The following is a 23,067-nucleotide window of genomic DNA, read 5'->3' on the forward strand; positions in this document are numbered from 1 at the left end:
TGCAATTCTCTTGTGCAATTACCCCTCTTTTTCACAACAAGATGGCGGCATAAAGTGGCCTCACTTCCACCATGAGGAACTCAAGATGAGCCACGATCACCTGTTCTGCCCGCTGCGCCTCGGCCAGCTGCACCTTGCCAACCGCATCGTCATGCCCCCCATGACCCGCTCCCGTGCCAGTCAGCCGGGTGATGTGGCCAACGCCATGATGGCGAGCTACTACGCCCAGCGCGCCGAGGCGGGCCTGATCATCAGCGAAGGCACCCAAATCGACCCCATGGGCAAGGGCTACGCCTGGACGCCGGGGATCTACAGCGCCGAGCAGATCGCTGGCTGGAAAGGGGTGACCGATGCCGTGCACGCCAAGGGGGGCACTATCTTCGCCCAGCTCTGGCACGTGGGCCGCGTCACCCATCCGGATAACATCGGCGGCGCCCAGCCCATCTCCGCTTCAGCCCTGCCCGCAGTGGGCGTCAAGGTGTTCGTTGATAACGGCAGCGATGCGCCAGGCTTTGTCGAGACAGTCACCCCGCGCGCCATGACTCAGACCGATATCCATGCGGTGGTGGGCCAGTTCCGTCAGGCAGCTCGCAACGCCATCAGCGCCGGTTTTGACGGTATCGAGCTGCACGCCGCCAACGGTTATCTCATCAACCAGTTCCTCGACTCCGAATCCAACGCCCGCACCGACGGTTACGGCGGTTCGCTGGAAAACCGGCTGCGCTTTCTCAAAGAAGTGACCGAGGCGGTCAGTAGCGAAATCGGCGCAGATCGGGTTGGGGTGCGTCTTGCGCCGCTCACCACCCTCAACGGCACAGTCGATGCCAATCCGCAGGAGACCTATCTGGCGGCCGCCCGCCTGCTGGGCCAGCTCAACGTGGTCTACCTGCACATCGCCGAGGCGGACTGGGACGATGCCCCCCTGATGCCGGAGAACTTCAAGCAGGGTCTGCGCGATGCCTTCCCCAACACCCTGATCTACGCCGGTAAATATGATGGCAAGCGGGCACGCGCCGCCCTAGAAGCGGGCTGGGCCGACATGATTGGCTTTGGCCGCCCCTTCGTCGCCAACCCGGATCTGCCGAACCGGCTGCGCCACGGCTATCCGCTGGCCCCCCACGATCCGGCCACCCTGTTTGGCGGCGGCGAGAAGGGGTTGACCGATTACCCCACCTATCAGGCCGATGACGCAGCAGCCAGCCGCTGATTGTCGATGGCCAACCGGCCACGTAACGCAGGCCCCACAGGTTGGGGCCTGCCGTATTGTTGCCCATTCGCAGCTGTGGCAGTTTCTCTGTATTGCTGTTGCAATGACCTCGTTGTTCTCTCCCCTCGCTTTCACAAGGAGTCATCATGAATCACACCCAAGCCTGGTGCTGGCATGCCCCCGGTGAACCGACCCAGCTTACCCTCGCCGATCTGCCCTTGGCACCGCTCGCCCCTGACGAGGTGCTGGTGGCAAACCGGGTCATCGCCTTCAATCCGGTGGACTGGAAGCTGATCGAATATGGCCACTCCAACTGGCAGGAGGGTCAGGTGCCCGGCGTCGATGGCATGGGCACTATCGTGGCCCTCGGCGCCAACGTCAGCCATCTGCGTCTCGGCACCCGGGTCGCCTATCACACCGACCTGCGCCACCACGGCAGCTTTGCCCGCCACACCCGGGTACCCGCCCGCGCCCTGCTGCCGGTGCCCGATGCCCTGAGTGACGAGGCCGCCGCCGCCCTGCCCTGTCCCGGCCTCACCGCGTGGCAGGCGCTGGCCAAGCTGCCGCGCCTGCACGGGGAAGCGCTGCTCATCACAGGAGCTGGCAGCAGCGTCGGCCGCTTTGCGGTGCAGCTCGCCCTCCAGCAAGGAGCGCGGGTCTTTGCCAGCGCCAGCTCACGCCACCATCAGTGGCTCAAGCAGATAGGTGTGCAGGGGGTGGCCGATTATCGGGATCTCGACTGGCTGGCCATATTGCAAGCCGCCAACGGCAACGAGCCGTTCGAGGGGATCATCGATCTGGTCTCCAGCCAACAGGCTGAGAGCCTGCTGCCCGCCCTTGGCTACTACGGTCACATGGTGACTGTGCTCGGGCGCATCCCGCACAATCCGCTGCCCGCCTTTAGCCATTGCCACTCGTTGCACGAGATTGCGCTGGGCGCCCAGCACGCCTTTGGCACCGACAAGCAGTGGAGCCGACTGGTGGCCGCTGGTGTCGCCATGATGGATCAAATGGCGAGCGGCGAGCTGACCCTGCCGCCGCTGGTGGTCGGCGACTTTGAGGAACTACCCACCCTGCTCGAGCGCTTCAAGCGCGAAGGACAGGGCGAGAAGTTTCTGGTGCGAGTGGCGTAATACAGCCCTCCTCCAGAAACCACACCAGCCTTTGAAATAAGAGAGGCCCGCCAGTGGGGGCGGGCCTCTCTTTATATCTACTGCATCTCATCTCGACTTCATTGGCGCCTGACTCAGTGCAAGATCACCCCGTGAGTCGCGGCATAACTGCGGATCTCCCGGGTCAGCCGCGCCTTGTCGGCCAGAGAGAGCCAGCTCGCCTCAACGGCATTGAGCGACAAGCGGCAGAGCTGACTCATGGTCGCGCCGAGGCCATCGGCCAGCGCCACAAAGTTGGCATTCATATAGCCACCAAAGTAGGCAGGGTCGTCCGAGTTGATGGTGACGCAGAGCCCCTGCTCCAGCAGCCGCAACACATTGTGCTGGGCAATATTGCCGAACACCTTGAGCCGGGTGTTGGAGAGGGGACAGACGGTGAGCGGCAGCCGGGTATCGGCCAGATAGCGCAGCAGCTCGGGATCGTCGGCCGAGCGCACCCCGTGATCGATGCGGCATACCTGCAGCTCGTTGATCGCCTGCCAGATGTAGTCGGCAGGCCCCTCTTCACCCGCGTGGGCCACCACCGGCAGCCCCAGCTCGCGGCATTTGGCAAAGACCCGGGCAAATTTAGTGGGCGGGTTGCCCCTCTCCCCGGAGTCAAGGCCGATGCCGTGAATGCGCGACAGGAAGGGCATAGCCTCTGCCAACGTAGCGAACGCTTCATCCTCGCTCAGGTGGCGCAAAAAGCTCATGATAAGGCGCCAGCTGATGCCAAACTCCTTCTCCCCGGTCTGCAGCGCCCGCTCGATGCCGCCCAGCACAGTAGCAAAGGGGACGCCGCGGGCGGTATGGGTCTGCGGGTCAAAGAAGATCTCCACATGCACCACCTTGTCGGCGGCACAACGCTCAAGATAGGCCCAGGTGAGGTCGAAGAAGTCCTGCTCGGTCACCAGCACGCTGGCGCCGCGATAGTAGAGGTCGAGAAAGGATTGCAGGCAGTCAAAGTCATAGGCGGCGCGCACGCTGGCCACATCGGGCCAGGGCTGCGGGATGTTATTGCGGCGGCCCAGCTCAAACATCAGCTCGGGTTCGAGGCTGCCCTCGATATGCAGGTGTAGCTCCAGTTTCGGCAGTCCGGCGATAAATTGCGCGGCGGTGAGGTGTTCGGGTGTGACTGGCTTGGAAATCGGGGTGTCCATAGCGACGGCTCCATCAGCAAAGTGATCCGGCGTCAGCCCCTCCACCAGACTGACCCGACGGCAGCTTTATTGTGCACCGAAGTGACGAGACAGGGGAGACTTGTCATCAAACAGACTTATAATGGCGTCACAAAAATCATAAATGATTGAACATCTTAACGATTGGCGGCTCGCCTGCGCCCTGACAAGGAGTTTTCATGAAGAAGAACGTCATCTGCGATATCGACGGTGTCATCCTGCACAACAACGATCTCATCCCCGGTGCCGACCGTTTCGTCCATCGCCTGCTGGAGCAGGGCAGCAAGCTCTTGTTCCTCACCAACTACCCGGCCCAGACCCAGAAAGATCTGCAAAACCGCTTCCGCTCCGCCGGGATCGAAGTGCCGGAGGAGTGCTTCTATACCTCCGCCATGGGCACCGCCGACTTTCTCAAGCGTCAGGATGGCAAGAAGGCCTATGTGATCGGTGAAGGGGCGCTGACCCACGAGCTCTACAAGGCCGGTTTCACCATCACCGATATCGACCCGGACTTCGTGGTGGTGGGCGAGACCCGCAACTACAACTGGACCATGATGCAACAGGGGGCCAAGTTCGTCGATCAGGGGGCCCGCTTTATCGCCACCAACCCCGATACCCACGGCCCCATGATGCACCCGGCCTGCGGCGCCCTGTGCGCCCCCATCGAGCGGATGACCGGCAAGAAGCCGTTTTATGTCGGCAAACCGAGCGCCTGGATCATCCGTGCGGCGCTCAACCGGATGGAGGCCCACTCCGACGACACCATCATCATCGGCGACAACCTGCGCACCGACATTCTGGCGGGCTTTCAGGCCGGTCTCGAGACGGTGCTGGTGCTCTCCGGGGTGAGCAAGGTCGCCGATATCGACCGCATGCCGTTTCGCCCGAACCATATTTTCGACTCCGTGGTCGACATCGATATCGTCTAATCACCACCCAAGCGTTAAACAGGGCAGGTCTCTCCTGCCCTTGCAGGATCTGTTATGGAACCCATTCTGATCGCTGTGGCCTTTGGCTGCGGCATGGTAGTCAATCTGATTGGCCTGCCTCCCCTGCTCGGCTTTCTGGCCGCCGGTTTTATCCTCAACGGCATGGGATATGAAAATACTCCTGCCCTGAGCGAGGTAGCCGATCTCGGCGTCACCTTGCTGCTGTTCACCATCGGTCTCAAGCTCAATATCAAGACCCTGATGCGGCGCGATGTGTGGGGCACCACCAGCCTGCACCTGCTGCTCTCCACCCTGCTCTTTACCGTGGTACTGCTGGTCTGCAAGGGACTGGGGCTTGAACTTGCCCTGTCGCTGGACTGGAAGCTGGCGCTGCTGCTGGGCTTTGCCCTCTCCTTCTCCAGCACTGTCTTTGCGGTCAAGGTGTTGGAAGATCGCAGCGACATGAACGCCCTCTACGCCCGCATCGCCATCGGGGTGCTGGTGATGCAGGATGTGTTCGCCGTGGCCTTTCTGGCGTTTTCAAGCGGCAAGTTGCCCAGCATCTGGGCGCTCTGGGTACTGGGGCTGCCGCTGCTGCGCCCGCTGCTGTTCAAGCTGCTGGAGCGGGCAGGTCACGGCGAGCTGCAGGTGCTGTTCGGGGTCTTTCTGGCGCTGGTAGTGGGGGCCGCCGGCTTTGAAGTGGTGGGGCTCAAACCGGATCTGGGAGCGCTGATCATCGGTATGATGCTCGCCTCTCATCCCGCCGCTGCGGGACTGGCCAAGGCGCTCTTTAACCTCAAGGATCTCTTTTTGGTCTGCTTCTTTCTCACCATCGGCCTCAACGGCCTGCCCACCCACGACACCATGTTGCTGGCGCTGGCGCTGGTGCTGGCCTTGCCGCTCAAAAGCGCCCTCTACTATGTGGTCTACAGCGGCGCCCACCTGCGGGTGCGCACCGCCCTGCTCTCCACCCTGGCGCTCACCAACTTCTCGGAGTTTGGCCTGATCGTCGCCGCCATCGCCGCCAAGGCGGGCTGGATCTCCCACGAGTGGCTGGTGGCGGTCTCGCTGGCGCTGGCGGCAAGTTTTATGGTCTCCGCCCCCCTCAATGCCCAGAGCGAGCGCATCTACCACCGCATCGGCCACTGGCTGCGGGGATTGCAGGCGAGCAACCTCCATCCGGAAGACAGGCCCATCGAGCTGGGCGATGCGGAGGTGATCATCCTCGGCATGGGGCGGATCGGTCAGGGGGCCTACTTCGAGCTGGAGAACAAGTACGGCAACGTCATCCTCGGGGTGGAGAACGACAGCGAGAAGCTACCGACCCTGCGGGCTCAGGGGATGAACGTCATCGAGGGGGATGCCACCGATACCGACTTCTGGGACAAGGTGTTGCTCTCCAATCAGGTCAATCTGGTGCTGCTGGCGATGCCCCACCACTCGGGCAACCTCTACGCCATCGAGAAGCTGCGCAGCCACGGCTTTGCCGGCAAGATAGCCGCCATCGTCCGCTTCGAGGATGATATCGCCTCCCTCAAGGAACAGGGGGTGGATGCAGTGTTCAACGTCTACAACGAAGCGGGCAGCGGCTTTGCCCGCCATGTGATCCGCCGCTTGCAGCCACTTTGAACTGTCGGCCAGCAGCCCTTGGCAAGGACTCTTGGCAAGGGAATGCGCATCGTTTAAGTTATGCACAACCTCGTTTAATAAAACGAACAAACGCGGGGCCGGGATGGCCCCGTTTTCCTATCTGCCGAAGCCAAGGAGGCACCATGAAGACCCTCAACGACTGGATTTTACTCGACCGCAATGAGACGGCCCCCACCCCGCTGATGCCAGCCCCCGAGCGCATTAAAGCGGGCAACCCGGCGCAAACGGTGTGGAACCACTACTCCGACCCCAGCCAGCAGTTTCACATCGGCTTCTGGGCTTGCGAGCCGGGCCGCTGGGCCATCCACTACACCGAGCACGAGTATTGCCAGCTGCTGGAGGGGGATGTGGTGATCCACGACAGTCAGGGCGGCCAGTTGGCCCTCAAACCGGGCGATCAATTCGTGATTCCGGCCGGCTTTGTCGGAGAGTGGGAGACCCTCACCCCCTGTCGCAAGGTCTACGTGATCTTCGAACCCGCCTCGGCTTGACGTTCACGTCACCCTGCCCCGTTGCAGCAGCCCTTATCCTGTTGATCCGCTTGACGCTTACGGCATGATTTTCTGCGGTTTTCCCGCTTGCAAAAGGTTTTTCCGCTAGGCATTGTGTCTGACGAGGAATGTAAATGGAATTTCGAGCCCAAACGTGGGGGGCTCATATAAAAATCAAGAGGATTACCGCCAATGTGTTCTATTTTCGGCATTCTGGATATCAAGTCCGACGCAGTTGCCCTGCGCAAATCGGCGCTGGAGATGTCCAAGCGATTGCGTCACCGCGGGCCTGACTGGTCCGGCGTCTACAGCTCCGACAAAGCCATTCTGGTGCATGAGCGTCTGGCCATCGTCGACCCGGGCAATGGCGCCCAGCCGCTCTACAACCCCGAGCGCACCCATGTGCTGGCGGTCAACGGCGAGATCTACAACCACAAAGAGCTGGAGAAAACCCTCAAGGTCGACTTCCAGTTCCAGACCAAATCTGACTGTGAAGTGCTGCTGGCCCTCTACAAGGAGAAGGGCCCGGCGTTTCTCGACGATCTCAACGGCATCTTTGCCTTCATTCTTTATGACGCCGAACAGGATGCCTACCTGATTGGTCGCGACCACATGGGGATCATCCCCCTCTATACCGGCCGCGACGAGCACGGCAACTTCTATGTCGCCTCCGAGATGAAGGCGCTGGTGCCGGTCTGCAAGAGCGTCGAAACCTTCCCGCCGGGACACTATCTGTGGAGCAAGGATGGCGAGCTCAAACAGTGGTACAAGCGCGACTGGATGGAATACAGCGCGGTCGAGCACAACGTCAGCGACAAGGCCGAGCTGAAAGCCGCGCTGGAAGCGGCGGTCAAACGCCAGCTGATGTGCGACGTGCCTTATGGCGTGCTGCTCTCCGGCGGACTGGACTCCTCCGTCATCTCCGCCATCACCAAGCTCTATGCGGCGCGCCGCATTGAGGACGATGGCAAGAGCGAAGCCTGGTGGCCGCAACTGCACTCCTTCGCCGTCGGTCTGGAAGGGTCGCCGGATCTCGCCGCCGCCCGCAAGGTGGCTGATCACCTCGGCACCATCCACCACCAAATCCACTTCACCGTGCAGGAGGGTCTGGATGCCCTGCGCGACGTCATCTATCACCTCGAGACCTATGACGTCACCACCATCCGCGCCTCCACGCCCATGTATCTGATGGCCCGTTACATCAAGGCGATGGGGATCAAGATGGTGCTCTCCGGTGAAGGCTCCGACGAGCTGTTTGGTGGCTACCTCTACTTCCACAAGGCGCCCAACGCTCGCGAATTCCACGAAGAGAACGTGCGCAAGCTTGCCTCACTGCACCTCTATGACTGCCTGCGCGCCAACAAGTCGATGGCCGCCTGGGGTGTGGAGGGTCGCGTGCCCTTCCTCGACAAGGAGTTCATGGACGTGGCGATGCGCCTGCAGCCCGCCGACAAGATGTGTGGCAAGGGCAAGATCGAGAAGCACATCCTGCGCGAAGCGTTCGAAGATCTGCTGCCCCACGAAGTGGCGTGGCGCCAGAAGGAGCAGTTCTCCGATGGCGTGGGCTATTCGTGGATCGACAGCCTGAAAGCCATGGTGGAACAGGAAGTGACGGATCAGATGTTCGAGGCGGCCGCATTCCGCTTCCCCATCAACACCCCGCTCACCAAGGAAGCCTACTTCTACCGCGCCATCTTCGACGAGCACTTCCCGCTGGAAGCCGCCGCCCGCACCGTGCCTTACGGCAAGTCAGTCGCCTGCTCCACTCCCACCGCGCTGGAGTGGGATGCCAAGTTCAAGGAGATGGCCGACCCGTCCGGCCGCGCCGTGATGGACGTGCACCAGCAGGGCTACTAAGCCTGCACGCCAAACCGAGCGGATAACGTCAGATAGCAAAAAGCCCTTCACCATGGTGAAGGGCTTTTTCATCTCCCCGCGGTCACGCCTGCCAAATCACATCAGACCATCGCAGATAGTTGATTTTTCATAAATATTTAATTTTTTTACCGAGTGACCATGCATTGACAGGAAGCGCGTCGATTGACTATGCCTGAAGGGTGATCAACAGGATCACCACGATGACAACAAGGATCGGGAGGGGGCATGGACGCTAACACTCTATCAAGGATTGGCCTGCTGACAGCACTGCTCGTCAGTCCGGCTACGATGGCCAATGACAATATCGTGGTACTGCAGCTTGGCAAGGCCTTCAGCAATGAAAAGCTCGACATCAACATCGCCGACGCCAAGTTCCACCACATGTTCTGGCGCTGGGGAGACTCAGGCTGTCAATTTGGGCTGGGGGTACGTGCCGGAACGCTCAAGGTAGAAGATGAAGAGACCGCCAGAGTGGGGGGCGGCGCCCGTATCGAATGCCAATGGGGTAACTGGGTGACCTGGCTCCCCGGCGAGATGGTCTGGCTCGATCAGTACCAATTTGGCACTCGCGGCCACGGCTACAAGGATTACGGCGGCCCCTTACAGTTCGCCCTGGGTATCGGCCTCGGTTACGCCATCACCAAAAATTGGCTGATCGGCTATCAGTATGAGCACATGTCCAACGCATATATGTATGACAAGAACCCGGGGCTGGACAGCCATACCCTCCATATCGAGTACCGGTTCTGATTACAGGCTTATGCCTTGGTCTGTAGACTACGCAACGGAATACAGGTGTGCATGGTCCATAACGACCAGACGATAACATCGTTCACCAACGGCGATGCTACCCAGAAGAAGAATATCGACGTGCAGCTAGAAGAAACGCAGGAGTGATAACTGGATCCGAGAATGGCCCCACAATGTGGGGCCATTCTCATTTCTGTCTGACAGCACACCGAAACATGGCCAGGGAAAGTCGCCGCATGAAGTGCACCATCAGGCAGAGCTGCATCCTACAAGAAGCTCCTGTTACTCCACATGACAGGAAGGGTGAACCACTTAAAAAAGCGCTGTCGCCACTTTGGCGACATTTAGGCAAAAGAAAAGGCCACTATTTCTAGTGGCCTTCTGTAACTCTTTGATTTTAATGGTGCCGAGGCCGGAATCGAAGATGGCACACCAAAGCCTTTAAAATCAACAAATGCACATTATAAAAACTTCATCGTATACCTATCCGTATACCAATAATATTTTAGTGCCACAGCCCCTGCATGGATCTCTGTGACTAGGTTGGATCTTATACGTACAGGGGATCGAGGAAGTCGCGCATCTTGCTGATTGAATCCAACAAGAATCTCAATCAACAAAGGTGATACTCCAACCGGTACACTAGCAAGGAGCAGCCGAAGCATTGCCAGGCTGGTCTGGGGGTAAATCAATCCGCCAGTTCGCTGCCCTATCTCTCAGCTTAACGCTTCTCAATTTCGCTAAACCACTCCCCGGTACTCCAGTTACCGGTATTCTGGCTCGTTCTGACCCTGACCGGAAAATTTATCAACCGGAGCGCCTTGTCATGAACATGCATCGCACTTTCCTTGTATCTACCCATACTCATTTTTAGTGACTTATTTGCGTCATTGGTGATGATCACGTACCCATTATCAATCACACAGCGTGTCAACACCCCAAAATCATGCCAAACAAAACCACTCATCATTAATCCTTACCGTAACGTTGAACAACAACCGCCGCAGTGTAACTGCTACTTAACACCACGGCATGAATCGTTCTCGAAATTAGCCCCTATCAGTTGCACAGCAGTGGGCTGGGCACACCGCTGGAGCTAACAAACAGGCCCTTGATCGCCCGGGTGGCGGCCACATGCAACAGCGCCCGCTCATTAAACAGGGCATCGCGCAGCTCAACCGGATCGTCGGATTGAATGGCTTTGGGCTCTGGCACTACACCATCGTTGATGCCGGCAAGAAACACATACTGAAACTCCAGTCCCTTGATGCGGTGCATGGTGGCGATGCGCACCCCGGGATGCGTCACACTGTCAGCGCTGTCCTGGCCCAGCACAAAGGTAGTGATGCCAGCGTTGTTGAGCTCAGTGGTATATCGCTCATAGGCATACTTGGTACGGGCTGTCAGACAGATATCGGTATCTGGGGTGCCCTCTTGCAACAACGCTTTGATCTGCTCAGCGATGGTGGCTGCCTCTTGCTTAAAGTCGGCATGATGGGTCACCAGCGGTGCCTCGCCATGCATCAGCGACAAATAGTCTTTATCGGTATCAGACTCGCCATCGAGGTTATCGGTCGGCACCCCATTCAACAGCGCCACGGCGAATTTGCGGGTCTCTTCGGTGGTACGGTAGTTGATCTTGAGTTTCTTGCTGCGCCGACCGCGCACATTGATACCACACTGACCGAGCACCACCTTGTTTCGATAGATGCGCTGGTGGCCATCACCGACGATGAAGATGTCGTTTTCGCCTTCGGGGATGAGATGGCGCAGCAACACAAAGGCAGGTGCGCCCATATCCTGCGCTTCATCGACCACCAGGTATTGATAGGGCAGCTGCACCTGCTTCTCTTTAAACAACACCACCGCCTCAAGCATGGCATCGTGCATTTCGCGTAACTTGGCGCGCGCCAGTTGTGCCCGATACTCTTCAAATACCGGCCAAATCTTGGCCCGCTGCAAGCGTGAAATGGCCGTGCCTCGCCCTAATCGGCTCACCTTGAAGTAATCCTCGCGGCTGTGAACCCCATTGGGCTGCACCACACGATGCCACTCTTCCAAATAGAAATTCTCTGGCAGATTGAGGTCTGTGGGCAGCTGTTGCAGCGCATACTCCCAGCATTTGCGGCGCACCGGATCGCTGTCATACACCACCCGAAAATCATAACCGTGGCGCTTTAGTTGATCGGTCAGCCAGCCATCGATATGGATCACCTCAATTTTGGTCAGCTCTTCACGGCTGCACAACCGCTGCAGGTTGGCGCGAATATCGGCCGCCAGGTTTTTGGTGAACGTAGTGAACAGCACCTTTTTGCCGGGCGCGGCTAACAAACGCTGCGCCAACCAACGGGCTCGGTGCATGGCGACCACGGTTTTACCGGTACCGGCGCCGCCCAGCACCCGCACCGGACCATTGGCGTGCGCTTCCACCAGCTTGCGCTGGCTGGGGTGCAAAAATACCCGCCATTTTTCCAGCGGGGCGTTGAGCATTTGTAGCAGCTCCAGCTCGCTCTCCACCACGGAAAAGTGCCGCTGGCTACGCTTAATCGCCTGTTCGAAATCGTCGGTATCAACCTTCACATCCGCAGCATCATTAAACTCGGCCAATACCTCGTCATACTCCAGCCCTTCGGCCAACCAATAGAGCGGCTCCCAGGCATCGGCCGGCATCACCCCCTCCAGCTGGTAGAGCTCGCTCAAGTTGGTCAATGCCATCACCCGATCCAAAAACAGCGCCGGCACCCCGAGTGCCATGATCTGCTCGGTCGAATAGTCGGCAAATAACGGGGTTGGCTTGAATGCGATGGGCAGATCAGGATCGTCCAGCGGTGGCTGCACAACCAGGCTGGTGTCGATCACCTGCAACGCACCTGTAGCGGGATGAATTTCACACTTATGATTTTTAGCCCAAGAATAAGCATCATCATGCTTATCTACCCACAACAGCATATAGAGATTGCCCTGCTCGGGTTTGAGCACAATGCCGCGGTAGTTCTGGTCGATGCGCACCGAATGCACATTGGTGCTGCTGGTATCGTGAATCTTTTCGTAGTTAAGCCCCTTGCTGGTAGGGTCATTACGAAACTTGGCAAGAAACTCCATCACCTTTTTTTGTTGTGCTTTGGGGATCTTGGCAAATGACGTTAAAAAGCCATCGGATATGGCAACTTTCAGGGATGGCAGTGTCATGCCTTACCTCCTGTAACTAATTGGGTCAGTGTGTCGATAAGCTCAGCGTCAAGTTCGCCATGGGTCAGTTGCCAACCTTGCGCGATGAAAGCGTCAGCTTGCTGATCGTCTATAAAGCAATGGGCACGGTGTAGCGCTGGCCAGGCCAAATCAGCCTCGGCAATGATGGCCCCTGCGTCATCTTGAAGGGCATACCCCACCTCAGGCACCGGCAGTGGTAATCGTTGCAACAGCACAATCTGCTGTTGACTCAACACTTCCAGCTCTGCCAGTTCTTGCCACTGCGCCAGCACACCAGCATCCAAAGTGGCATCCGACGTGGTGCCGTCTGGTGTCGCTGTGGTGACCAACGTGTCCACTGGCCTCGGAACCTGCCCGATGTTATTGCGGACAGCGTTGCGGCTGGTAAAGGTCATATCCGGCAGCCACTGCAGCAAATTTACCAAGCGCCAAAAACCGGTTAAACCGCGTTCATAGCCATCTGCGAGTGGATTTTGGTCATCAAAACACAGATGCAAGCGCAGGGCCGCACGCAGCTGTTCCGGGGTGGTCTGCGCATTGACCCAACGCTGAGGCAACACCGAGGCTAGCTCAATAAATGGCTGAGAGCTGGCCAGGGAATCTAGCAAACCACCAAACACAAACGGCTCATTGGGCAGCAACTGCGCCTCACGCCATGCCGGGGCATTCTCATGCATCTCATAGGCAAACTTGTGGCGAATTCCGGCATCTTGGGACTTTTTCACCTCCAGCCATACCCAAGCATGAGCGGCCGCCAGTTTTTGCCAGAACGGCGCCTGAGCACGGGGATCTTGCACATAGGTCAGCAGCAGTTCGAAGCTGTTACGCTCACGAACTTCACTCTCCAAGGTGGCAAAGGTGGTGGTATGGAAGCGGTTATAAAACTGCGGTGCCTTCATATCGAGGTTATGGTGCAGTCCCAACACATCTTGCAAATGTTTGCAGCCAGGTTGGGTTAAATCGCGCCAGGTCAGCGTCCATACCCCATAACGACCGCTATCGCGAATGGCCTGCCGCTTTTGCACATCATCCACCACGCTCGCCTTATGAAAGGCAAAGCCATCGAGAAAAATAGCCAGCGGCTTGCACTGGGCGATATGCCCCAGCGGATAGAGCACAAAATCAGGGCGACAGGGAATACCAACCCCCTGTTTGGGGCCCAGATCGACCTGCGTTTTCAGCTGCCAGCTCAGAGAGGGGCTGCTGCGGGTATTGATGATCCAACCGTCGCCCTCATGGGCATAGCTGCGGCTGACGACCAACTCTTTGCTTTGCGCCAACACATCAATAAAGCGCTTTTCCAGTTCAGAGCCCATCATGGTATCGAGCGGGATCTGGTTGATACTGTTAATGCGTTGCAACTTGTCGCGTACCGCGAGGATCTGCCCCACCAGCAAACGCGCCTTATCGCGCGATACGTACTGCATCTTGCCGCGCTCCCGGTAGGCATACACGCAACGATAACAGCCATCTTTACTGGCATCCTGATTACAACCGCAGTCGCACAGCGACTCGTAGGCCAACTGCAATAGTTGCAATAAGTTATCGGGCTCGCGCATCAGCTCCTTGAGTGAGCCCGTGCCGCCCGGCACGGTATCGTAGATCACCAGATACTGGCGCCACGAATCCCCCTCATTTTCCGGCTCGCGATAAACCACCCCCTTGAGGTGATCGACACTGCCCTTGAAGTAGTGCTTAAGCCCCAGCTGGATTGCAGCCCCTAACGAGGCTTCCACTGTCGGATCACTACTATAACTGCTCACCGGCAGCAAGATGCGCACCGCCTCGGATTCCAGCTGACGATAGAGATAGAGATAATCTTCAAACTGCGCCTTCTCAGGCGTGCTCTTGTATTTACAGCTCAGATCGTGCTCTTTGCGTGGATCTTGATTCACCGGATGTTGCACCATGCCGCAGCCCAAACAGACCTTAAAGCCGCTGCAACGTTTAATATCACCGGCGATGCTCAGTTCCAGCGCATCTTCAGTCTGCTTGCCAAAGTTGATATCACGCAGGGTCACCTTGCTTAAAAACTCAAAACCAAACGGCACTTCTCCGTCGCTGATCGCATAGGCTGCGGTCACATCCTTAGGCTCATAACTCACCAGTAATTGGCGCTGATAAAAGGCCGGTTCTCGGCTATCAGACTCATCGCCAATCTGGCTGTCACGAGCACTGGCGCGGGCATAGACCTGACGCAACTTCAGTAACGTGGTCTTCTGACCTGCGTCAGCCCAACCCGGGGTCCCGCACTTAGGGCAGTATTTATGCGGGTCACCGTTTTGGTCGATGTTTTCACTGTGATTGCAGTGGCTACACAAGCGCCAGTGCTCTGGTTCCGACACCTTGAGATCAATTTGTTCAATCTCGACCTTATGACCACCAGCATAAAAACTATTGAGTGGCGCCAGCTCGGCCAAGGCGGTCGAAGCCGGGCGCTCATATTCGTAGGTCGCGGTCTGATAACTGCGCCCCTCTTCATTCTCATTTTTACGCCACAACACAGAACGCAGGGTAATACCCGCCTCAGGGAAGGCGTAATTGGGTAATATTCCCTCATCGGTTAAAAAGTTCAGCGTCTGCTTGTTGTTGATCTGGCTGACCAAGGCTTGCAAGGCTTGGCGTTCGGTATGCAGATCACGCATATCCGAATCAAAGTTCTGATCGCGCGGCCCGGTTTCGAGCTTATCGATGCTGCGCTTGAGCTTATCGATGCGCGCCTTGAGTGACTTACGATCTTCAAGCAACTGTTGCAACGCCTTGTCGATGCGCAGCACCAGCGAATGCTCAGCCTGCTGCCCCATCAAATAGTCATGGAGCTGTTGCAGGGTTTGCGGCTCAAGATCGGCAAACACAGCGGCAAAATCGGCAGCAAGCCGGACCCTCTGCTCCTCGACAAACGCCAAAAAGTTATACGGGAAGCGTTCCTTCTTGCCGCGTTCCACCTCATCGAGCATCTGTTTCACATTCGGGCTGATCGCCATCGGCGTGATGCCGGTTCTCACCCAACTGTCGAGGCAGAAAGCCGCCAGTTGACGCTCCAAAATCGCCACGGCGTTAAGAAACACCCCCGGCGGCTGCACCTGGCCCAGCATCATCTCCAGCGGCTCTTCAAAGAAGAATTGATCGTGTGGATTGCCTTCGGCCAGGGTGATATTCAAGGCGTTGCCATCTTTACGCCCGGCACGGCCAATGCGCTGCAAATAGTTGGCCTGCGCCGGTGGCACCGAACAGAGCAGCACGCTAGAGAGATCGCCCACATCGATACCCATCTCCAGGGTCGGGGTGGCAGACAGCAAATTCACCTGCCAGGCGCGAGTGCCGCGATAAAACGCCTGCTCGGTGGCCTCGCGCACCTCGCGGGTCAGCAGCCCGGTATGCTCGGCACCCACCACCCGTGCCACATCCAGCCGATCCCAGCGCAATGCACTCGCTTGGGCGGTAAGCTGATATGTCCCGGTGCAGCGTAGCGACATACAGGGCGCCCCCTGCCACTGCCACGCCTGTGCACTGGGGGCAACCAGCGTCTCTCGACAGTCACTGCAGCATAAGCGGCTGACTTCACGGGTTACTGTGAGCGCCTTGGGCTCTATGCCCCAGGCTTCGCCCTTTTTGCTGTCAAAACGGGCCATCAATCCGGCCTTGGTCAAGGTCTCCAGCAGCTGGCGCAGCACGGTTTCGCTGATGCTGCTAACAAACAGACGCTCACCCTGGGCAAGGGTAAGGTTGAGCCAGTGCTGATACCAGCTGGGGTTGGATTTGGCGCCGAGCAACTGGCTAAAGCTTTTATTGCGCTCGAAGGTGGCATAGGCCGGTTTGCGGGTGCGCGGACCGATGGTGGGCATGTAGCGTGAGGTGCGTTCACGCTGCATCATGCGAAAAGTATCACCGCCATCTTCGCGGTAACTTTCAAACGCCGGGTGCATTACGGCTCCAGCGTGGATCAAGTGCCGCAGCACCCCGAGCACAAAATGGGTGACCTGTTCAAGGGTCACGCTCTGCATCAGATCCCCCAGCTCCTCGCGCCACCTGGCGTGCAAGGGCGGCAACAGCGCATCGAGTAACGAGCCATCCGCCGCCACACAGGCAAAACCGCTATTTTCCAGAGTGCGGCCAATACCGGCACGCAATGTCAGCTCACTGCATACCTCCCAGTCAAGCCGCTTAGCCACCAGTTCAGGCAGTTCCGAGCCCGCGGGCAGAACGTTGTCTTGCACCAGTGTCTGAAAATCGTTCAGCCACAGCATATTGGGGGCGATAAAGCGGCCGACAAATTCGGCCTCATCCTGACTGCGGGCCTTGGCATCAGCCAGCACAGCGGCGGCAAACGCATCGAGGGTGAGTTCTCCCTGCTCAGGCAAGGCACTGGCTATCTGGCCGCGCAGCACCAAAGGCCAGGTGCGGGCAGTAAAGAAACTGGCGCGGTGCGCCGCATCTTGCACCGAATCAGAGAAGGTAATGAGCTTTTTGTGCTCATTAAAGCGGCTGCCATAGAGCTGGTGGATCATCACTGACGAGAGGCTGGCGGCGCGCGACCCCATGATCGACAAGCCTTTCGAGCTGCCGCAGTAGGGGCAATCGGTGGATGAGACCAGGGTATCTTTGCGCTCTTTGAGCAGGTCCGGCACCAATACCCGCAAAAGGCCTTCATGGCCACACTGCTCGCAGGCCGCTTTGTCAGCGCGATTGAGAGTCAAACACTGCGGGCACAGGTGCTGATGAACGCCGCTGACCGCCTTGTCACTGAGATCGGGGAATGCCAGCGCCAGCGCGCGGCCACTATCGAAGAACTGGCGGTAGATATCATCCAGGTCTGTTTCGAGTTGGCGACTCTGGCCGTGGCGCATGCTGGCCCAACCGGTAGCGTGGCAGTCGCGGCAGTGCACCACCGGCAGGTGATGGGTTTGTTCATCAGCCAGCAGATCGCTGGCGAAACGTAACTTGGGTTGCTTCTCGACCGAAGCCACCAGCCGGCGCAATTCGCGCAGCCACAGTTGAGACCGCAGTTGCACCAAGGGGCGCACCGGACGCGGTTTACCAGCGAGTTCCCGTTGCGCACGCGCCTCTGGCGATTCATTAACCGGGCTGCGCGCTAGCGCCAACAGTGCCAGCCAACTTTGCAGCAACAGGCGTGCCTGCACCGCTGGCAGTGACAGCATCACGGCAAAACGTTCAGCGCAGCAGTGCTCGGTCAGGATCCCTCCCTGCAGATCGGCCAGCAGCAGATGCAGGGCACTGTGCTGGCGCATCAACTCACCTAGGCGGATACGCACCTCGCGCCCGGTATCGCTGTCGAGATCGGCGGGCAGCACCAGATCTTCTGCGGGAAACCACAGAGCCAACTGGGCATTCAGGTAAGCGTGATGATCGGCGTAACTGCTTGCTTCGAGCTGGCTATCCGGCTCGGGGAAATAGCTAAAACGCACCGGTGAGTCTTGCAAAAACTCGGCGGCACTGAGGCGGTCTTCGCGGATCACCGCGCTGTCATCAAACGGCTGCTCGAAGATCTGGCTGGCGTAGTCAAGCAACTGGCCTAGCTCATCGCCCACCGTGGCCGAGGTGCCCACACAGGCGAACTGGCCGTTATCCACCGCCACATGATGCTTTAAGCGGCGCACCAAACACGCCAGGTCAGAGCCTTGAGCACCATCGAAGGTGTGCAGCTCATCGACCACCAAAAAGCGCAAGCAACCCGGTGTGTTGTAGCGCCATAGCGGCTGATCCACCGGCCGCATCAACAAGTAGTCGAGCATCTTGTAGTTGGTCAGCAGAATATCCGGCGGGTTCTGGCGCAAGGTTGGCTTGTCGGTGATCACCTGCTTGGGTCCCATCACCTTGCTGGGAAACTCATCGCTGTCGCCGACAAACAGGCCAACCGTCACCCGCCCATGCAGCTTGGGATCACTGGCAATAGCACTGGCAAAACGGCTGGCCTGATCGGTGGCCAACGCGTTCATCGGGTAGATGATGATCGCCTTGACCCCCGCGCCGGCAGTGGCGGCGCAGTGGTTAAGCAGCGGATACATAAAACATTCGGTCTTGCCCGAGCCGGTGCCGGTGGCCACCAGGGTTGGCTGGGGGTTGGCGCCGCCTAAACGCTCAAAGGCGCGCGCCTGATGGGCGTGCGGCGGGAAGGGCAACCGCAACTGGCTGAAAAAATCCAGCGGCAGTGCGCTTTGGCGAAAAGGCAACTGCGCCGAAAAATAGGGCCCCTTCAGCAAGGTATCCGGGTCTTGCAAAAACGCCTCGAGGGTGTGGTGCTCCGGTTGCTCAGGGTCGCCGGCAGCCTGGTTAAACAGCGGGCTATTCATCGGGAAGGCGGCGCGCAAAAACTCGGCGACACTGTCGGCCACCTGCCGACTGACAACAGAAGGCAGCATCAGCCATGTTCCTTATGGTTGTTGAAGAAGTCCCACGCCACCCGATAGTCATCTTCGCGATCCGGCTTGATAAAGGGCGCTTGCCAGGTGATGGTGCGGCGCACCACGCCGCCCGGTCGGGTATCGTCGTCAAAGGTGACGCTGACCGAGCCGGTTTTCAGGTGCTGGATATCCTCCCAGCCGATGACCAGATCAGCGCCGCTGCCACCGGTCCACTCCGGGCTATCCACCCCATAGACGATACCGGCCTTGAGATCGGCTTTACGCGCCTTGCGCGGCAGGCCAACCCCCACCAGCCCCTTGCTTGGGGTAAAGACGATGCGGCCCACTTGGTCATACCAGGTATCGGCTTCGTACTGGCGCATCACCGGGAACTGCACCCGGTAGATGGTCAGCAGTTCATCGAGGGTCAGCCCCAGCGCTTGGGCTGCCAGCACGTCAATTTCGACCAGCGCCTGACGGCGGCTATAGTCGCTGCGCAGCGCGCAATCGCGTTGCCAGTCAGGCGTCAGATTAGAGAAGAAGCGCTGCGGCAATTGCGGCAGATCGCGGCTCCAACGCTGATGGGTAAAGTCACTATCAAATGCTGTTTTCCAAAGATCGGAATACTTGTCAACCACACAAGTAAGAGCAAGGGTTCGCACAAATGCTGACTGTTTTCTTCCATCAGAGAAAGATGTGACAGAGAAATCGTCCAACATCTGATGCAAATTGGCTTTGCCTGTTGACTTGCACATAAAGTCGTATGGTATGGAGATAACTTGACAGGCATGTTCAAGTAATAGCTCGATTGAAGAGTACGCATAAGAGCGAGCCCCGTTCACATGTCCGCTCTCTGGTGGAGCAATGGCAGCAATCAAAGTCCGCTCGCCAGACTGGGAAAGCATCGCCCTTATTATCAACCGATAATAATCCGTCACCTTTTTTGGTTCGGTTTGGCCCGGTTCGATCCAACTCACCCGTGGGGTGCGGCGGGCATACTCCTCGGCATTGCAGGCCGGAAGATAGTTGGTGCGCGGCAGGTAGTCATCCGGCAAGGTCAGCAGATCGAGGCTGTCATATGCCTTGTGGGTGTCACAAATCGGTTTCGGTGTGTTGTATAAAGGATTGCCAACATAAAAATGCGGGCCGGAGAGCACCCACTGACCGGCATATTGCGGGAACTGAGTTTGGCGTTTGATAGTGCCGTCACGTTGGGCGTAGGTTTCATCAAACATGACTGTCGAGAAATATTCGCCCTGCAAGTCCCCCAACCGCTGTGGTTGGGCGGCAAATTTGTGCAGCACCGCAATCAACTGCTCGGCATGCAAGGCGGGCAGGCGTGCCTCAATGGCCGGCGTGCCTGATTCATCGTACAAGCTGGCAAAGAGCCCCAACAACTCTTCATTAACATGCAAAATTCGATCAGGATGCCCCTCAAGATTCCATTCGTCTTGCTCATCCTTAATACCACCCACGGGTTTCTCGGTCGCGAGATAACAACCATCAATGGTTTGCGGCATAAACAAGTTGGCAATATTTTCAAAGCTAATCTGGGACGCTCTGGCGGCATAAAGGTTAATGCTGAATTTATTTCTATTACCAATAGGGAACAGCGCCTTTTCATTTTGAAACTGAAAATGCGCCCGCAACCGTGGGTAAATTTTCGCCCGCAATAAGCCGCCTTTGGGGTCGTCATAAATACCTTCAGGGTGCAAAAAGCCGGCTACGCCCTGGTTTGAACCCAGCCGCCAGGCCTGCGGTAAAAAGCACTTATATAAATTGGTCTGGGTGCCTTTGAGCACCGGGTAATTTTGCAACGCATTAAGGAAATTCTGGGTCGCTTCACAGCCCTCATATTCGGCGCGCCAGGCATTCTCCAATGCGGGAATGCGCTCAAAGGTTTGCTCCCGCAGTTTGACCAAGTTGCTGGCCGAAAGCTTGCGCAGTACAAACTCCGGCTCAAAATCGCCGAGCACCCCGGCCTCTTGCCACTCCACCTTAAGCCAGGGCGGGTTACCCAACATCAGGTCAAAACCGCCGCGCTTGGCAAACAGATCGCTAAATTCGAGATCCCAATGGAAAAAGCGCTGAGCGCTGGCAATCTCATCCACCAACTTGAGGCGTGGCAACAGCGCAAACAGCTGCTTGCGCTGCAATACCCCCTGCTGGCTAAACAGCGCCAACTGCTGCGCCGGTGGCGCCGCAGGCTCCTCTGCAAATAATTGCCCCTGGGCGGTGGCCGGGGTCTCTTGCGGCGCGCTGGTCAACATCACCCCATCGAGCAGGGTTTCCAGCTCAAACAGCCACTCATCGCGGCTGGGCAGGTGTTCGGCCTGGTCTATCGGCCAAAACCACAGCGCGCACCAGTAGTTCATCACCCAACGCAGCTTTTGGTAGGCGCTGCTCTCCTGTCCGCGCCCGGCCAGGCGCGCATCCTTGTCGCGAAGGCTCGATAACGGCTGCGCCGTGCTTGGCGCCGGCCACACCGGGTGGCTGTCGCAGGTTTGCGCCCGCTCCTGCATAAGCTGCTGGCGGTGCGCTTGCCACAGCTTATCCACCTTGGCACTGATGCGGTCAAGGGCGACTTGCTCATCGGCGGTGATGCTGGCGCAAAACCCCTTGCGCCAGCTATCGAGCGCTTTTATATCATCGGGATAACGGGCCTTGACCGTTTTGTCGCTGTAGCTGGCCATGCCTAAATCGGGCAGCAAGAAGTGAAACACCTGCCCGGGGGAGCGCGGCTCACTCATCGCCAGCTCGCTGGGCACGCTGTTCAGCCAGCTCGGGTCTTTTTGCTTTTTATAGCTGAGCTCGCTTTTGCTAAACACTTGGCGGCGCGCGCCAATCAGCGAGTTGCCGTGATGCAGCTGATAGCCAAACCAGGGCACAAAGGCATCGCCGCTGATGGCGTTGAGCCACAACGACACCTCGGCCAGCTCCACCGCCACCGGGTTTAAATCCACCCCGTACACATTGTTATCGGCAATAAACATCTTCACCCGCTGCAATTCGCGCGGATAGCTATCTTGCGGGATACGCCGCCCCTCGGCCTGTTGCTTGAGTTGCAAATAGGCTTCGGCCAACTGGTTGATGGCTTCGTTCAAGAAGGCTGCGCTGCCCATGGCGGGCTCGCAGACGGTGAGCGTCAAGATGGCATCGGCCTTGGCATGGGGGTCGCTAATCGGGTCGATTTGCGCCTTAAACAGCTCTTTGAGGGCGTATTTGACCAAGGTTCGGGTCAGCACCTCCGGGGTGTAGTAGGACGCGGATTTTTCCCGATCGCGGCCAGCCATGCGGTAGATAAAGCTGCCCTTGGGGTGAATGCGCAGAGTCCCTTTCCGCTTACCTGGGCGGTCTTCTGGCTCAAATACTTTTTCATTTTCGTGATACTTGCCAATCTCGGCGGCCGTGACGAAGTAACCGGTCTCCAGCGGGTTAAACTCCTCGCCGGCTTTTTTCACTTCATATAAGTCATCGCTAGCAAAAAAACCGCGGTAAGAGAGCAGCGCCTCATAGACGGCGCCCAACTGGTTGATGCCAAGCTGGCGATAGGAGATGCGGCCACGGCGGCCAAAGCGCCCCTTGCCGGCACGGCTTAGCGACATCAAGTTGATGATGTTAAGCAGGGTTTCGTTGCGAAATACCACCTTGTTGAGGTGCGGGGTGTTGCTGTTGGCAAACAGGTGGCTATCGAGGCGCGGCACGCTAAATTGACTCTGGTGCTGGCTTATTTGCTCGCCGCTTAGGGCATCCGCTTGCACCGCGATGCCGCCTGCGTAGCCTTCGCGCACCAGCTTGAACAGCATCTGCAAGCTGTCGTGCAAATAGCGGCCATGGCGATCTTCCTCACTGGTGAGGGTGATCATCTCCAGATCGCGCAGGCTCTCCAGACTATAGCCTTGCAGGTAGGTTTTGGCTGTCATCGGCGCAAAGCCGAGTTCGGGACGCGCCTCGATGTAGAACAAAAACAGCAAACGGTACATGTAGCGCAAGCATTCGCGGCTGAGCTCATCGGGGCTGACCGCCCGCTGGCCACTGTAACCGGCCTGATTGTGCTCAATCAGATAGCGCATCGCCTCGTTGCCGAGCAGCTCGATGCTTTCGCGCAGGGCAAATTTGAGATCTTCCGATACCCCAAAGGCGTGCTTGTGGGCGTTGTCATCCAGGGAATCGAGATAGGGTGCGCCGCTGCCGGGCAGCAAGGAGTCTTTGTGCAGCAAGGCGGCCAGCGCCTTGAGGGTGGCATCTTCTTTGCGGCTTA

Annotated in this window: 11 protein-coding genes; 7 read left to right on the forward strand and 4 right to left on the reverse strand. The window is 58.1% G+C overall.

Translation table 11 applies throughout. The annotated features are described in order from the left end of the window. Positions 1–85: 85 nt before the first annotated feature. Positions 86–1,207, forward strand: a complete 1,122-nt coding sequence (locus WBR25_RS12335) for an alkene reductase (protein WP_429106774.1) — start codon at positions 86–88, stop codon at positions 1,205–1,207. Positions 1,208–1,353: 146 nt separating this feature from the next. Continuing rightward, positions 1,354–2,340 carry a zinc-binding dehydrogenase gene (locus WBR25_RS12340; protein WP_429106775.1) on the forward strand — a complete coding sequence of 329 codons (987 nt, stop codon included), beginning with the start codon at positions 1,354–1,356 and terminating at the stop codon, positions 2,338–2,340. Positions 2,341–2,453: 113 nt separating this feature from the next. Here the strand turns inward: WBR25_RS12340 and WBR25_RS12345 are convergent, their stop codons facing one another. Next, positions 2,454–3,518: an adenosine deaminase gene (locus tag WBR25_RS12345; RefSeq protein ID WP_429059186.1), complete on the reverse strand. Its 1,065-nt coding sequence runs from the start codon at positions 3,516–3,518 to the stop codon at positions 2,454–2,456. Positions 3,519–3,715: 197 nt separating this feature from the next. On the opposite strand from WBR25_RS12345, the gene WBR25_RS12350 reads away from it, so the two are divergent. From WBR25_RS12350 to WBR25_RS12370, 5 genes are all read left to right on the forward strand, one after another. Further along, positions 3,716–4,465: an HAD-IIA family hydrolase gene (locus WBR25_RS12350; RefSeq protein ID WP_005337281.1), complete on the forward strand. Its 750-nt coding sequence runs from the start codon at positions 3,716–3,718 to the stop codon at positions 4,463–4,465. A 54-nt stretch (positions 4,466–4,519) separates the two neighbouring features. Then, positions 4,520–6,094, forward strand: coding sequence for a cation:proton antiporter domain-containing protein (locus tag WBR25_RS12355; protein WP_479748082.1), 1,575 nt, complete (start codon positions 4,520–4,522; stop codon positions 6,092–6,094). A gap of 143 nt (positions 6,095–6,237) precedes the next feature. Further along, on the forward strand, positions 6,238–6,606 hold the full coding sequence (locus tag WBR25_RS12360) for a cupin domain-containing protein (protein ID WP_479748084.1): 369 nt from the start codon (positions 6,238–6,240) through the stop codon (positions 6,604–6,606). Positions 6,607–6,798: 192 nt separating this feature from the next. Further along, entirely contained in the window at positions 6,799–8,463 is a 1,665-nt protein-coding gene (gene asnB, locus WBR25_RS12365) for an asparagine synthase B (protein WP_005361356.1), read from the forward strand. 246 nt (positions 8,464–8,709) lie between these two features. Next, entirely contained in the window at positions 8,710–9,234 is a 525-nt protein-coding gene (locus tag WBR25_RS12370) for an acyloxyacyl hydrolase (protein ID WP_279464731.1), read from the forward strand. A gap of 1,059 nt (positions 9,235–10,293) precedes the next feature. On the opposite strand, the gene WBR25_RS12375 is transcribed toward WBR25_RS12370, so the two are convergent. Genes WBR25_RS12375 through WBR25_RS12385 form a run of 3 tightly spaced genes read right to left on the reverse strand, consistent with a single transcriptional unit; the run spans position 10,294 to position 23,026 of the window. After that, a complete protein-coding gene (locus WBR25_RS12375; RefSeq protein WP_005350915.1) occupies positions 10,294–12,423 on the reverse strand; it encodes a DEAD/DEAH box helicase in 2,130 nt (709 codons plus the stop codon). Continuing rightward, a complete protein-coding gene (locus WBR25_RS12380; RefSeq protein ID WP_429105268.1) occupies positions 12,420–18,824 on the reverse strand; it encodes a DEAD/DEAH box helicase in 6,405 nt (2,134 codons plus the stop codon). Before WBR25_RS12380 ends, WBR25_RS12375 begins: the two co-directional genes overlap by 4 nt. Next, positions 18,824–23,026 (reverse strand): DNA methyltransferase family protein, encoded by a 4,203-nt coding sequence (locus tag WBR25_RS12385; RefSeq protein WP_479748087.1) that lies wholly within the window; start codon positions 23,024–23,026, stop codon positions 18,824–18,826. The genes WBR25_RS12380 and WBR25_RS12385 overlap by 1 nt, the downstream gene beginning before the upstream one ends. Between the last annotated feature and the right edge of the window lie 41 nt (positions 23,027–23,067).

Source organism: Aeromonas sp. MTB, from assembly GCF_056632455.1.